Consider the following 14,109-nt stretch of genomic DNA (forward strand, 5'->3'; position numbering starts at 1 on the left):
ATTGCAAGGCAATCTCAAGGACTTTAGTCCCGGAAATTCTACGAATTTCTCGGGGTGATATTTAATTTTTGCATTTTAAATTAATTATTATGTAATAAAGGAGGGATAAAGATATGAACGGACAAAGTGTGAACAAAGGCGTTCTATTTTTTATTGTGGCAATTCTTCTCGGAGCTATCTTAGGAGGCGTTCTCGGAGAAATACTGGGTTTAATAATTACAGGAGGAGTATTAAACAAGATATTGGTAACAGGACTATCTCTTTCCTTAAGCCCCGCCACTTTGGATTTGGCAGTCCTAAATTTTACGTTCGGAGTAGGCATGAAACTCAATCTGCTTTCAGTATTTGGAATTGCGGGAGCTATGTGGTTATTTTATAAAATGTAATTTCTATCCCGATGTAATGTCAGGACAATGTTAACTTCTATTAACTAAAAATTATGAAGCTAAACGAAATAGTAAATAAAAAAGAATTGGCACAGAGCATTAAACTTTTTGATATATATGCGCCCAACATAGCAAAGAAATGCCTGCCCGGTAATTTCATAATATTGATGGTATCCGAATACGGAGAAAGAATTCCTCTTACAATAAATGACTGTGATAGAGCGAAGGGAACGATAAGAATCATAGTCCAGGAAATAGGCAGAACAACACAAGAACTTGGCAAAATGAAAGTGGGAGAAATCATCCCCAATCTGATGGGTCCGCTCGGTCATGCCTCCCATATAGAAAAATTCGGTAAAGTAGTATGCATAGGAGGCGGAGTGGGAACCGCAGTAATGTATCCGATTGCAAAAGCATTGAAAGAAAAAGGAAACGAAGTTATCACAATTATCGGCGCAAAAACAAAAGCACTTGTAATTCTTGAGAATGAGATGAAAAAAATAAGTTCACAATCCTATATTACAACCGATGACGGAAGTTACGGCAGGAAGGGGTTTGTAACCGAACCATTAAACGATATTATTTCGTCACAAACCCCGAACCAGTCCGCCACTGCTTCAATGGCGGACGGTACAGGGCACGGGATAGGCAGAGTATTTGCAATCGGCCCACTTATAATGATGAAGATAATAAGCGAGATAACAAAAAAACATTCAATCCCCACAATAGTCAGTTTAAATCCCATAATGATAGACGGCACGGGAATGTGTGGCGGTTGTCGTGTAAGCGTGGGCAATGAAACAAAATTCGCCTGTGTTGACGGGCCCGAATTTGATGCGCATAAAGTTGATTTTGACGAACTCATCCAAAGAAACAATAGATTTCAAGTAGAAGAAAGACATGCCTGTAAACTTTTAGAAAAATGAAAAGAAGACCCGTAAAAGAAAGAATAAAAGATTTTGGGGAAGTTGCTCTCGGTTTTAGCAAAGAAGAAGCAATAGCCGAAGCAAAAAGATGTCTGCAATGCAAAAAACCTCTTTGTATTAAAGGATGTCCCGTTCAGATAAATATTCCTAAATTCATAAAAGAAATTGCCGAAGAAAAATTCAGTGATGCGATTAAAACATTAAAAGAAACTAACAGTCTGCCTGGAATATGCGGGAGAGTATGTCCGCAGGAAACTCAATGCGAAATGTTTTGTGTCTTGGGCAAAAAAGGAAAACCAATAGATATCGGCTCACTTGAAAGATTTGCATCGGACGAGGGAAAGAACGAGGGACGAGGGACGAGGGACGAAGGACGCAATAAATTCCTCAATCCGCAATCCTCAATCCGCAATGGTATTAAGACAACGGTCGTTGGTTCGGGACCTGCGGGACTTACTTGCGCGGGGGAACTTGCAAAAATGGGTTATGAAGTAACAATATTTGAAAGTCTGCACAAGGCAGGCGGTGTATTAAGATACGGCATACCAGAATTTAGAATGCCCCGCGATGTTTTAGACAGTGAAATACAATATGTAAAAGATTTGGGGGTAAAAATAGAGTGCGATGTTTTAATAGGAAAAACATTTTCCATAGACGAACTTTTTCAGGAAGGATATAAAGCAATATTCATCGCAAGCGGCGCAGGCTATCCGCAATTTTTGAATATAGAAGGAGAGAATGCAAACGGAGTTTATTCGGCAAACGAATTTCTTACCAGAGCGAACCTGATGAAAGCATATGATAAACAATATCACACCCCTATAAAAGTCGGCAAAAAAGTAGGCGTGATAGGCGGAGGCAATGTCGCAATGGATGCGGCAAGAGTGGCTCTTAGATTAGGAGCGGATAATGTCTATTTAGTTTATCGCCGAACTGAAAAAGAAATGCCTGCAAGAGAAGAAGAAAGGGAGAACGCCAAAGAAGAAGGAGTAATTTTTAAAATCCTCACTCAACCCGTCAAAATAAAAACAGACGACAAGGGATGGGTGAAAGAACTTGAGTGTTTGCAAATGAAACTTGGCAAGCCGGATGATTCCGGAAGAAGAAGACCCCTTCCGATTAAAGATTCCAATTTTTCTATTCCTTTAGATACTATTGTTATCGCAATAGGACAAAATCCAAACCCCCTTATCCCCTCATCCACTCCGAACTTAAAAACAGGCAAAAAGGGAACAATAGAAGCAAATGAAGTCGGAGCAACATCCATCGAAGGAGTATTCGCAGGCGGCGATATAGTAACAGGCGCCGCAACGGTCATAGAAGCAATGGGCGCAGGAAGAAAAACGGCAAAGGCAATGGATGAGTATATACGCTCCGCTAAGACCTAAGACTATAGACATTAGACCTTTGACTTTAGACTAAAAAACCACAGACATTAGACTTTAGACTAAAAACTCCCAACCTCTTATCAATTTACAATCCCTTTTTGTGATTTTTCTCATTGTGTTTCGTCTTATTATTTATTTTATAATAACCCCATACTCAGACAATCTCTTATAAGCTTCTTTTAATTTTTTCTTAACCGTTTCAATGACTTCATATTTATTTGCTATTTCTTTTTGCTTGGCTAAATCAAATTTTCCAGTAGATGTTATGGGTATCTTTATATTTTTTACATCTTCTTCTATGTGAGTTTTCTTTAATCTTTTGTTTCCTTGCCCCTGTATAAAATCTGGAAGATGGTTATTCAAAAGGTACAACAAATATTTATAGTCCAACTCTTTTTTGTGTTCTTCTTTAATTAAAAGCAATCCAGAATGACAAGTCATATTAAACTTACCCTTTCTATAAAAAACCATACCAGGATAAGAGCCATCTATAGACCAAGTTAAACCTTCAGCATCCCAATCATAATGATCTATTTTTCCTATCTCTCCATTATTTAGTGTTTGTGCAGAATAAACCGGATATTCACCTTGATGGTTGTTGATATACTCTTTGGTGTATTTTGCCTTGCCTAATTCTATATCAAATAATTCAGTGATCTTTTTATCTTTGAATTTTACCTTGCTGATTTCATCTTCGATTTTCTTAATCTTTTTTCTTGAAGAATTAATTTCTTTTTCTAAATCAGATAAAAACTCATTATAAGAACAAATGCCTAGTGTTTTCTTTTCTTCTTTTATTTTCAGATTAATAAGCTCTTTATCTTTCCAGAAATTCTCAATAATCCAGTATTTACTTTTATCAAAAACATTAAAATCTATTAGCTTGCATCTTGGATCATCAACTTTAAAAAAAGTTTTGCTTCCTTTAAATTGATTATAAAGATTCTTGGCTTGTTCTAAATCGTTATCTTCGATTTCAAACCTATCTGCGTCCAAGTTTTCCCCTATGCTCGAAACTAGATAACAAAAGATAGGGAAGTCCTGAATATCAACATTATTCTGTTTTTTCTCAACACATAAAATATAGGTTTTTTTATTTGTATTAAAAAAGGTTTTCATTGGTAAAGAAATTATAGCATTGATAAAACACTCTTTCTTAATTTCTTCCCTTAGTTTCTTATTAGCAAAATTATCCATAATTCCATTAGGTATAACTACAAAAGCCCGCCCGTCTTTTCTTAAATTATTTAGTATCCATTTTAAAGCAAGCCCCTCAACACCAACACCTGAACACTTATATTCTGATTCTAAACCTTCTTCTTTTATTTCGTTTCTTAAACTTCTTGAACCTTTTTTTACATAGGGTGGATTAGAAAGGATAAGGTCAGGTTTATCTCTTTCCTGTTTGAATTTTACTTTTAAAGTCCCCAGATTACTTTCGGAAAGTAGCTTGAATGTTCCATTAAAATATTCAGCATAATTCTTGGTTAAATTAGGTGCTTTTTGTACAATATCTGATAAATATATTAACATATTAGCTTTGGCCAATATTATAGTTCTATGTTCATCGTCGTCACTACCTTTATCATAACCAAGAAATTTAACCCTCTTTGATGAGAAATTCGATCGAAACTGGCTCTTGAGTTTGGGATAAGTTTGTAAAGGCTCTAAAATAAAACCACCTACACCACAAAAAGGATCACATATAAACTCTGCTGAATTTACATCGGCCATTTCTATAATAGCCCGCACAACTTTTCTAGGAGTAAAAAATTGCCCCAAACGGCTCTTGTCTTGGCTTTGCTTTAAAAAAGTCTCAAATAACTTTGTCTTAAATTCTTTCTTTATATTTCTTAGGGACTGGAATTCTGCGTATTTCTGTAACGAACTCTTGAATAGGTTGGCTTGACTGTAAACTGGCTTTCCTTTACCGTCAACAAAGATTGTTCCGTTTATTATTGTAGTCCCATCGTCTGCAATGGGAAACAGTTTTATTATCTCTACCCTTGAATTTCTTGCGTAAAACTCCAAAACCTCTTTGCTTGTTTTTTTATTTTTATACATATCCATCAAACTTTGAAAGTCATATGGAGTTTTTAGGACGTTGAGATCGCTTAAAAACTTAAAAATAAACAATTCGACAACATTATACAGACATTTTGTAGGATCTTTTCCTGTATTGACGTAAATATCCTGCCAAACACTTTTAGCTAGATTTAATGGGTCAACTTCTTTTGTTTTCCTGAAAGTAGAGTTTTGTTCAGATATTTGATCTAATATCTTTTGAATTAAATCATAAGTCTCTTTAGTTGTTTCTTCTAATTTTTCATAGTTTAGCTGTTTTTGCTCCTTAATGAAAAAATTCGTCTGAACTTTTTGCTTATCTTCACTTAAAATAAAAGAATAACTCCTTTTTTCGTCTGTAGTTCTGTCTCTGTAATCATTCTTTGCATCATCTTGTCTTGGATTAATCCAGTAGGTTACAATTCCATCTGTAATAACCCCAATACTTGCATCAAGTAGCTGGCACACATCATTACATTGTTCTATTGATTCTTTCTTTTGTTTGTCTGTTTGAAAGCCACTAGGTTTCTTCCACTCTATCACAAGTAAAACTTTTGGCTTTTTTTTGTCTCTCCTATCAACAAGAAGTCCGTCAGCCTTCCTCTTTTCATATTTACCATAGCTTCTTTTCTCAATTATTCCACTATCCTTATATTGTTTTACTGTTGTGGAATGTAGAGGGAAGAACTCATAATCAACTATCAAAATACCCTTTTTGTCCAGCTCCCTTGAGATTTGTTCTTCACTAGCCACTTTTTCCCCTTTGTTTATCTCATATATTATATAAACTCAAAGATAAAAAACAAGCATTATAAATTACATATTAGAATTCAAATTCATTTAGAGAATTACAAATCAACTTATAATACTTGCTAACTGCTAATTGCTAATTTTAACTTGTCTTTAGTCTTTTGTCTATTATCTGTTTTCTGTTTTCAGTCTAAAGTCTATAGTCTATGGTCTTTAGTCTAAGGTTTAATGTCTTTTTTCTTTGTTTTATTACTTGCTAATTGATAATTGATAGTTGCTAATTTTAAATTGTCTATAATCCCATCTTTTTCCTTTTCTCTCCTTCTGTTATATAATAAATCCTTAAAATATGCGGACGTGGCGGAATTGGTATACGCGTATGGCTTAGGACCATATCCCTTCGTGGGTTGAGAGTTCAAGTCTCTCCGTCCGCACCACAATTAGGGATTTGACAGTTTAGGATTTATGGTTTATAGTTGTCGTTTCCAAATCGCATACAATAGACCATACACTATAGATTATTGGTTGGTTTTTGCGGGTGTAGCTCAGTGGTAGAGCGTCACGTTGCCAACGTGAGGGTCACGAGTCCGAATCTCGTCGCCCGCTCTAATAACAACACTGATATATCAGTGTTGTTATTACCCCGAGAGTATCGGGAAAATGTCTGTTGGAGATTTTTTCGATGGTTTACGATACGGGGTTTGCAGTGGGATATCTGCGTGATAATCACCCCGAGAGTATCGGAAAATTTCCACGAGGAAATTTCTGTAAAAATGTCTGTTGGAGATTTTTTCGATGGTTTACGATACGGGGTTTGCAGTGGGATATCTGTGTGAAAATTACCCCGCAGAGTATCCCGAAGGTTTTCGGGATGGCTTACGATACGGGGTTTATATGGTATAGAAGACAGTAAACAGACAACAGATGACAGAAAAACACAGAATGGATATGCAATAGAAATACGGTAGAAATACAGTGGAAATACGTAGTATAAAAACAATATATTTCGAAATATTTCTATGTATTTCAATTTATTTCTGTCCAATAAGGAAGAATATATGCAAATAGAAGTTAAAGATTTAAAAGAGAATAAAAAATCGTTATCTATCGAAATTCCTAAGGAAGAAGTAGATAAGAAACTGGCAAAAACATATGCGACGGTTTTAACCAGCGCCGCTATCCCTGGGTTTAGAAAAGGGAAAGCTTCCTTGAAAATATTAAAGCTTTATTACGGCAAGGATATTAAAAAACAGGTTTCGGAAGAACTTGTGGACGAATATTATCAGAAAGCAATTGATGAGAAAGATTTGAGGGTGGCTCCTTCACCGGAAATCAAGGAAGTAGAAGTGGAAGAAGGCAAACCTTTGAAGTTTGAAGCTATTGTTGAGACATTTGCCAAATTTAATATAGGAGAATATAAGGGAATAGAGATTGAAAGAGAGAAATCAGAAGTTGGCGACAAAGAGATAAACGCTGTACTTGAGAGAAAACGCGAAGAACTTGCAGAGCTTATCCCTGTTAATAACCGCCCGTCTATAAAGGGGGACCTTTTAACGGCTGATTATCATATAGAAATAGACGGGAAAGTCGCAAAAGAATTAAAAAACCAAAAATTAGTATTAGGCAAAACTCCTGTTCCCAAAGGATGGGAAAAAGAATTGACCGGAGTCAAGAAAGGTGATGTTAGAGAAATCCGCGAAAAAGCCAAATCGGAAAAATCTAAAGAGGTATTGTATAAATTTGTTGTCAAGGATGTTCAGGAAAGACGACTTTTAGCCCTTGATGATGATTTCGCGAAAAAATTGGGCGATTTCGAAAGTTTGGCTAAGGCAAGAGAAAAGATAAAGGCAGAATTGGAGAAAATGGCTCGTTTTTACGAAGAAGAAAATCTAAGAAGAACTGTCATTGATAAAATCCTTAAAAATTCCGATATTGAAGCACCTGCTTCTTTAATTAAAAGGTTTACGGATTATTATAAATCTATGAATAAGGATATGAGCGAAGAGGAAAGCAAAAAACTGGCGGAAGAAAATATTAAGAAAGAACTGATAGTGGACGAAATTGCTAAAAAAGAAGGGATAAAAGCAACTGACGAGGAAATAAGTAGAAGAAAAAGCCAGATTACAAGAAAAGAAATTTCGCAGGAAGATATCCGGGAAGACTTGAAAAAAGAAAAAGTTTTAAAATTTCTTATTGACAACGCAAAAATAAAAGATAAAGCAAAAAAAGCGATTATTACCCCTGAAGAAGAGAATAAACTTTCTTCGGACAAAAAAGGAAGTATCATAATTCCTTAAAAAACTAAAATGGCTTTAATTCCTATAGTTATAGAACAAACAGGCAGGATGGAAAGAGCGTATGATATCTATTCGCGACTGTTGAAAGACAGGATAATTATGTTGGGCGTTCCCATAGACGACCATATTGCCAATGTGGTAATTGCGCAACTGTTATATTTGGAATCCGAAGACCCCAAAAAAGACATATTTCTGTATATAAATTCACCCGGCGGGTATGCAACCGCAGGATTGGCGATATATGATACTATGCAGTTTATAAAATGCGATGTGTCTACGATATGCCTAGGGCAAGCCTCTTCTGCCGCCGCATTATTGCTTCTTGCGGGGACTAAGGACAAGCGACTGTCCTTGCCGCATAGTAGAATACTTATTCATCAGCCTTCCGGCGCTGTTCAGGGACAAGCCACAGATATTGGAATCCACGCAAAGGAAATATTAACTCTAAAGGAAAAAATGAACGAACTTATTTCTCAACATACAGGTCAATCATTAGAGAAAGTTCAAAAAGATACTGAAAGAGATTATTTTATGAATCCCGAAGAAGCTAAAAAATATGGTATCATAGACGAAATTATTTATTCTAAGAAACCCGCCTCTTCCGGCAAAAAAGATAAGGGCGAAGGAGTTAATAAAAAATGAAAACATTTATACTCAAAAAAGAAGCAGTTGAAAGAAAATGGTATTTAGTAGACGCCAAAGATGAAATCCTGGGAAGATTAGCATCAAGAATAGCCCTTGTTTTGCAAGGCAAGAATAAGCCCTCATATACTCCCAACGTTGATATGAGTGATTTTGTAGTGGTTATAAATGCGGAAAAAATAAAAGTTACGGGCAAAAAATTGCAAACCAAACAATACGAAAGACATTCAACCTATCCGAGCGGTTTAAAAATCGAAAAATTTGAAACATTGCTTAATACAAAGCCCGCAGAAGTGATAAAGAAAGCAGTTAAAAGAATGTTGCCCGTAAACAAATTAAGAGATAAAAGAATGAAGAAATTGAAAATTTACAAAGGTTCTGAACATCCGCATAAAAGTGTAAAAATAGAACCTATAAATCTTACCAAGAAAAGAACTAGTTCGGTTCTTGGTAAACCCTGAATCGTCTAAACATTATATCGGGACTGGTTTGGGGCTTACAAAATACCTGCCTCGCCGAAAACGGCGATTCAAGGCGGGGAGGAGAATTTTGTTTTATGGAAAATAAAGTTAATACTACAGGAAGAAGAAAAGAAGCAGTTGCAAAAGTTTTTCTTTCCTTGGGAACAGGCAATATCGTCATAAACGGCAAAAGATTGGACGAATATTTCCCACTATCGAACCTTCAGGCAAGAGTTCTTGCCCCACTTGAAGTTACTGAAAATCTAAAGCTATATGATGTAAAAATTAAGGTGCTCGGTGGAGGTATTTCAGGACAAGCCGGTGCAGCTGCGCTTGGTATTGCCCGCGCCCTAGTTGAAACAGACGAAAAATTTAGAGCTACGCTTAAGAAAAAAGGCTTATTAAAAAGAGATCCTCGAATGGTAGAGAGAAAAAAATATGGCCGAAGAAAAGCTCGTAAAAGCCCCCAATACTCCAAACGATAAAGGGGAAATTGTTGTTGTTAGTGTTCTCGGTAATGAAATTAGATTAAGAACACAAGCCGGTTCGGATTATATTCATAAGTTAACCGAAGATATTGAAAACAGAATAAAATGCTGTATGAGCGATTCGGGCATTATGTCTTCCCTGAAAGCGGTGATTTTAGTATGCCTTGACCTTGCGGACGAATTGGAAAAGCAAAAGAAACAGCATTCCAAAAAAGACAAGTCTTGTGAAGAAAGAATAGATAAACTAATCAATAAAATTTCCGCAGTTTAATTCTAACGCATAGAAATGCGTTAGAATTACCCCGCAGAGTATCGAAAAAATATCGAAGACCCAGGGTATTATTAACAATGGGGCGAGAGATTTTTTTGATGTTTTACGATACGGGGTTTCGTTGAAATAGAAATACGTTCCGTTTACCCCGTTTAGAGATTTTACGTCGAATAGAACCCTTTACTTAAATAGAAGTATAAAAGGTAATTACGGAAGAAAATTTTTACGAATAAGTTACACTCCGACAACGATACGCCGGAGTTATCCCCGCCTTGCCGTCGAGACAGGTCTAACAGGGGTTTACAATCCAATTTTGCGTGTTATAATAAGTCAAGGCTCTGGGATATACGTGATGGAATAAATGGAATCTTGAGCCAAATAGTTAAAAAGGGAATTCTACTTTGGGTAAAGCGTGTACGTCCCGATGTAATGTCGGGAAAACACAAACTATTCAAGGGAATACCCACTTTGTAAAGCAGCTTTAAGATTCCTGTCCCACACGGTATCTTGGGGCTTTTTAATTCTAACGCATAGAAATGCGTTAGAATTACCCCGCAGAGTATCGAAAAAATATCGAAGACCCAGGGTATTATTAACAATGGGGCGAGAGATTTTTTTGATGTTTTACGATACGGGGTTTCGTTGATATAGAAATGCGTTAGAATTACCCCGCAGAGTATCGGAAAATTTCCACGAGGAAATTTCTGTAAAAATGTCTGTTGGAGATTTTTTCGATAGTTTACGATACGGGGTGATTAAATTCTTCATTCCTTTAAATACAATTTCAAAAATCAAATTATAAAGTGTAGAATAGTACGCTTACTAATGAGAGCACTTTATACTTAACATTTCATACGTGAGCTGTCATTCCTGCATGTAGTAAGCAGGAATCCAGTCTTTCGTCATGAATAGATTCGTCCCCAAGTGTTTCTATTGGGGATAAAAATCCCCGATTACTGCATTCGGGGGCAGGCTATTCGGGAATGACAAAAGAGGGGCGGGAATGACACACAATGTAAAGTACTTTCTGTCCTCCTTAGTAATATCAATAGTATTAACATATAAAAAAATATATGCTGCCAATTATTGGAATAACGATGGGCGACCCTGCCGGAATAGGCGGAGAAATTATCATAAAATCTCTCAAACAAAAAGCCCTGCGCTCAAAGTATTGTCCCGTTATTATCGGTGATTTTTCCTATTTGAAACTCCTCATAAAAAAACTTTCTAGTCCCTTAAAAATAACCAGTATAAATAAAATTAAAGACAGAAAATCCTTACCCATTGACGCAGTCCCCATAATTGACCTGAAAAATTTGGAAAATAAAAAAATAAAGTTTGGAATATGTGACACTGGTTGCGGGAAAGCTTCTTACGAATATATAGCCAAAGCCATAGAATTAGCTTCTTACGGATTTATTGACGCGATTGTTACAGCCCCCATAAACAAAGAAAGTTTTCATAAAGCACATATACCTTATACCGGACATACGGAAATGTTGGCTAAACTTACAAAAACGAAAAATTTCGCAATGATGCTCGTAGGCGGAAAATTAAGAGTCGTATTAGTGACAAGACATATCCCCATTAAAAATGTTTCAAAAAAATTAACTGAAGAAAAAGTTTTCACAGCTATAAAACTTGCCCACAATGCAGGTAAATATTTCAATATCACTAAACCAATAATAGGCATCTGTGGACTTAATCCTCATAGCGGCGAAGGTGGAACTATAGGAGATGAAGAGATTAAAATAATTATACCCGCAATCAAGAAATCCAAAAAAACGGGAATAAACGCGATGGGACCATATGCTTCGGATACTATTTTTTATAAAGCTTTAAAACCTGCCCGCCAAAGTTTGTCAGGCGGGGGAAACTATGATTTTGTTGTTGCAATGTTCCACGACCAAGGACTTATACCTTTAAAAGCGCTTTATTTTGACGAAGGGGTAAACGTTACCTTGGGATTGCCTTTTATCCGAACCTCGCCCGACCACGGTACGGCTTATGATATTGCAGGAAAAGGCATCGCAAATCCTAAAAGTATGCAGGAAGCGATAAAATTAGCTGTAAAAATGAGCCGTATTTAAAATAAAATTTACAAATTTAACTTTTATCAGAAAGACTGAATTTTCTTCCTGATTTTCTTAATCATCCAAGGCGGAGTAGATGCTCCTGCGGTTATTCCGACTTTTTGAAAATTTTTAAACCATTCTTTCTTAAGTTCAGATTCGTCTTCAACCTGACAAGCGCGTTTCTTATTTTTTATACATAGTTCCAGCAACTGTCGTGTATTGGCGCTATTATGTCCGCCTATTATTATCATTATATCCACATCCTTTAAAAGTTTTAGCGTAGATGTTTGTCTTTTTCTGGTGGCGTCACAGATAGTATTTATTACCTTGATCTCTTTGGAGCATTTTGATGCTTTTAAAACAACCTGTTGAAAAATATTCTCACTCATTGTGGTTTGAGCTACTACTCCGCAGGAACCAATAGATTTGTTTTGTAATTCTGATTTATCTTTTACCACAATCACATTACCCTGCAAGAACGGTAATATACCTCTAATTTCAGGATGTTTCTTGTCCCCGACTATTATTAATTGTTCACACATCTTGCTAAGTTTGATAGCTTCATCCCGGGCTTTTTTTACGAAAGGACAAGTCGCATCAATAATTTTTTTTACTCTCGGTTTTATTTTCTTAAGCACTTCAGGAGAAATGCCATGTGAAGGAATAATTACTATTTCATTATCTATTTTTTCAAAATTCTCTATGACTACAATGCCTTTGTTTTCCATTTTTCGGACCATAGGAGGATTATGTATTAAAGCGCCCAGTGTGTAAACCTGTCCATTTTTAGCCGCATCTAAAGCTATTTTTACGGCTCTTTTTACACCGAAACAGAAGCCTGCATTCTTAGCAACAATTATTTTCATTTTATTAACTGACTGTCATTGCGAGCCCAAACATAGTGAAGGCGTGGCAATCTAAAAATGAGATTGCTTCGTCGTCCCGCTTTCAGCGGAGCTTCTCGCAATGACAAGCATTAAGTGTTACTTTCATTTTTATTCTTTAAGATTCTCGAAATGGAAGGTAATGTATCTTTGTTTATCTGATTTAATTTTTTCTCGTATACAAACAATGCATAGAAAGTTAAAACAAAAGTGATGCCCCCTGCTATGGCAGAGACAATTTCACTGCGGCTTATGCCCCATAGGATTAAATATCCGATTAAAAAAGTCATTATCGGTAAAATAAAAACAAGGAAACTCAATTTGGAAATCATACCCTCGGAAATAAATATTTCCACTTCGTTTCCAATTTTGGCTCCAATATCATTGTCAGCAGTTAGCGTCCTTTGCCCTTCATCATCAAGCATACAAATTCTACATTTATCGCAATGTTCAGAAGCGCTTAAAAGCACAACTGCCCTATTTTCTTCTATCTTTATAACTTTCCCTATTTCAATCATATGACTATCATTTTAGGTAAAGCACACCGAGTTGGCAAATAAAAATTCAGAATTCTTCCCAAAGAAAATCTAATAGTGTATTATATACAATCTAATCGCATATAAGTGCGTTTAGATTATCCCGCTGAATGCGGGACTAAAGAAAACCACAGCAGAAGAAAGAAGATTAAGGAAAGTTTATATGAGCGATTTAAATAAAATAGCGGAAAATGTAATTAGCGGCAAAGCCGAGGATGTGAAAAACTTAGTCCAGCAAGCGTTAGATGAAAATATCCCTCCAAAAAAAATATTGGATGAAGGATTGATTGCGGGGATGAATATCGTAGGACAAAAATTTAAAAATAACGATTTTTATATTCCGGAAGTGCTTATTGCGGCAAGAGCTATGCATAGCGGAATGGATGTGTTAAAACCAAGTCTTGTGAAATCAGGAGTAAAACCAATAGCAAAAATTGCAATCGGCACAGTAAAAGGCGACTTGCACGATATCGGAAAAAATCTCGTCACAATGATGCTTCAGGGCGCGGGTTTTGAAATAAATGATTTGGGTATCGATGTCCCCCCGCAGAAATTTATTGAAGCAGTCAAACAAGGTATTCAAATTATAGGATTAAGCGCCCTTCTTACTACAACAATGCCGTCTATGAAAGAGATAGTTGATACTTTTAAAAAAGAGGGATTAAGAGATAAAGTTAAAATTATGGTGGGAGGAGCGCCCTTAACCCAGGAATATGCCGACGAGATAGGAGCTGATGGTTTCGCCTCCGATGCCGCATCTGCCGTAGATAAAGCAAAAGAATTGCTTAAGTTATAAGTTATTTTATAATCCCGCAATCTGAATGATAATTTTTTCATCTTCAACGAAAAAATCAGCGTCCCCAGGAGGAGTCGAACCTCCAACCTACGGATCCGAAGTCCGTTGCTCTATCCAGTTGAGCTATGGGGACAAAAACATCACA

13 protein-coding genes, 3 tRNA genes and 1 other RNA gene are annotated in these 14,109 nt (G+C 36.2%); 13 read left to right on the plus strand and 4 right to left on the minus strand.

Annotation, left to right across the window (positions count from 1 at the left end):
- Positions 1-113 precede the first annotated feature (113 nt).
- The 3 genes from KAS42_00640 to gltA are packed head-to-tail and all read left to right on the plus strand — an operon-like array spanning position 114 to position 2,700.
- On the plus strand, positions 114-386 hold the full coding sequence (locus KAS42_00640; GenBank protein MCK4904741.1) for a DUF4321 domain-containing protein: 273 nt from the start codon (positions 114-116) through the stop codon (positions 384-386).
- Positions 387-439: 53 nt separating this feature from the next.
- Positions 440-1,312 (plus strand): sulfide/dihydroorotate dehydrogenase-like FAD/NAD-binding protein, encoded by an 873-nt coding sequence (locus tag KAS42_00645; GenBank protein MCK4904742.1) that lies wholly within the window; start codon positions 440-442, stop codon positions 1,310-1,312.
- A complete protein-coding gene (gltA, locus tag KAS42_00650; protein MCK4904743.1) occupies positions 1,309-2,700 on the plus strand; it encodes an NADPH-dependent glutamate synthase in 1,392 nt (463 codons plus the stop codon). The genes KAS42_00645 and gltA overlap by 4 nt, the downstream gene beginning before the upstream one ends.
- 132 nt (positions 2,701-2,832) lie before the next feature.
- On the opposite strand, the gene KAS42_00655 is transcribed toward gltA, so the two are convergent.
- Positions 2,833-5,517: an N-6 DNA methylase gene (locus KAS42_00655; GenBank protein MCK4904744.1), complete on the minus strand. Its 2,685-nt coding sequence runs from the start codon at positions 5,515-5,517 to the stop codon at positions 2,833-2,835.
- Between the two features lie 348 nt (positions 5,518-5,865).
- Between KAS42_00655 and KAS42_00660 the strand changes: the two genes are divergently transcribed.
- From KAS42_00660 to pdxA, 9 genes are all read left to right on the plus strand, one after another.
- Positions 5,866-5,951, plus strand: a tRNA-Leu gene (locus tag KAS42_00660).
- 97 nt (positions 5,952-6,048) lie between these two features.
- Positions 6,049-6,120 (plus strand) — tRNA-Gly (locus KAS42_00665).
- A gap of 452 nt (positions 6,121-6,572) precedes the next feature.
- The gene (gene tig, locus KAS42_00670) at positions 6,573-7,811 is read left to right on the plus strand and encodes a trigger factor (GenBank protein MCK4904745.1); all 1,239 of its coding nucleotides are present in this window, start codon (positions 6,573-6,575) and stop codon (positions 7,809-7,811) included.
- Positions 7,812-7,820: 9 nt separating this feature from the next.
- On the plus strand, positions 7,821-8,453 hold the full coding sequence (clpP, locus tag KAS42_00675; protein ID MCK4904746.1) for an ATP-dependent Clp endopeptidase proteolytic subunit ClpP: 633 nt from the start codon (positions 7,821-7,823) through the stop codon (positions 8,451-8,453).
- Positions 8,450-8,914, plus strand: a complete 465-nt coding sequence (gene rplM, locus KAS42_00680; GenBank protein ID MCK4904747.1) for a 50S ribosomal protein L13 — start codon at positions 8,450-8,452, stop codon at positions 8,912-8,914. The genes clpP and rplM overlap by 4 nt, the downstream gene beginning before the upstream one ends.
- A 95-nt stretch (positions 8,915-9,009) precedes the next feature.
- Positions 9,010-9,399: a 30S ribosomal protein S9 gene (gene rpsI / locus KAS42_00685; GenBank protein ID MCK4904748.1), complete on the plus strand. Its 390-nt coding sequence runs from the start codon at positions 9,010-9,012 to the stop codon at positions 9,397-9,399.
- Entirely contained in the window at positions 9,353-9,673 is a 321-nt protein-coding gene (locus KAS42_00690; GenBank protein MCK4904749.1) for a cell division protein ZapA, read from the plus strand. The genes rpsI and KAS42_00690 overlap by 47 nt, the downstream gene beginning before the upstream one ends.
- A gap of 332 nt (positions 9,674-10,005) precedes the next feature.
- Positions 10,006-10,191: non-coding RNA, 6S RNA (gene ssrS, locus KAS42_00695), on the plus strand.
- 555 nt (positions 10,192-10,746) lie between these two features.
- Positions 10,747-11,763, plus strand: coding sequence for a 4-hydroxythreonine-4-phosphate dehydrogenase PdxA (gene pdxA, locus KAS42_00700; protein MCK4904750.1), 1,017 nt, complete (start codon positions 10,747-10,749; stop codon positions 11,761-11,763).
- A gap of 26 nt (positions 11,764-11,789) precedes the next feature.
- Here pdxA and ispH read toward each other — a convergent pair whose 3' ends face one another.
- On the minus strand, positions 11,790-12,614 hold the full coding sequence (gene ispH, locus KAS42_00705) for a 4-hydroxy-3-methylbut-2-enyl diphosphate reductase (GenBank protein MCK4904751.1): 825 nt from the start codon (positions 12,612-12,614) through the stop codon (positions 11,790-11,792).
- Between the two features lie 110 nt (positions 12,615-12,724).
- The gene (locus KAS42_00710; GenBank protein ID MCK4904752.1) at positions 12,725-13,150 is read right to left on the minus strand and encodes a SoxR reducing system RseC family protein; all 426 of its coding nucleotides are present in this window, start codon (positions 13,148-13,150) and stop codon (positions 12,725-12,727) included.
- Between the two features lie 181 nt (positions 13,151-13,331).
- Here KAS42_00710 and KAS42_00715 point away from each other — a divergent pair, with 181 nt between their 5' ends.
- Positions 13,332-13,964, plus strand: coding sequence for a corrinoid protein (locus KAS42_00715; protein MCK4904753.1), 633 nt, complete (start codon positions 13,332-13,334; stop codon positions 13,962-13,964).
- A 59-nt stretch (positions 13,965-14,023) separates the two neighbouring features.
- On the opposite strand, the gene KAS42_00720 is transcribed toward KAS42_00715, so the two are convergent.
- A tRNA-Arg gene (locus KAS42_00720) sits at positions 14,024-14,097 on the minus strand.
- Positions 14,098-14,109: the final 12 nt, after the last annotated feature.

This window comes from bacterium (assembly GCA_023135785.1).
GTDB lineage: Bacteria > CAIJMQ01 > CAIJMQ01 > CAIJMQ01 > CAIJMQ01 > CAZNJA01.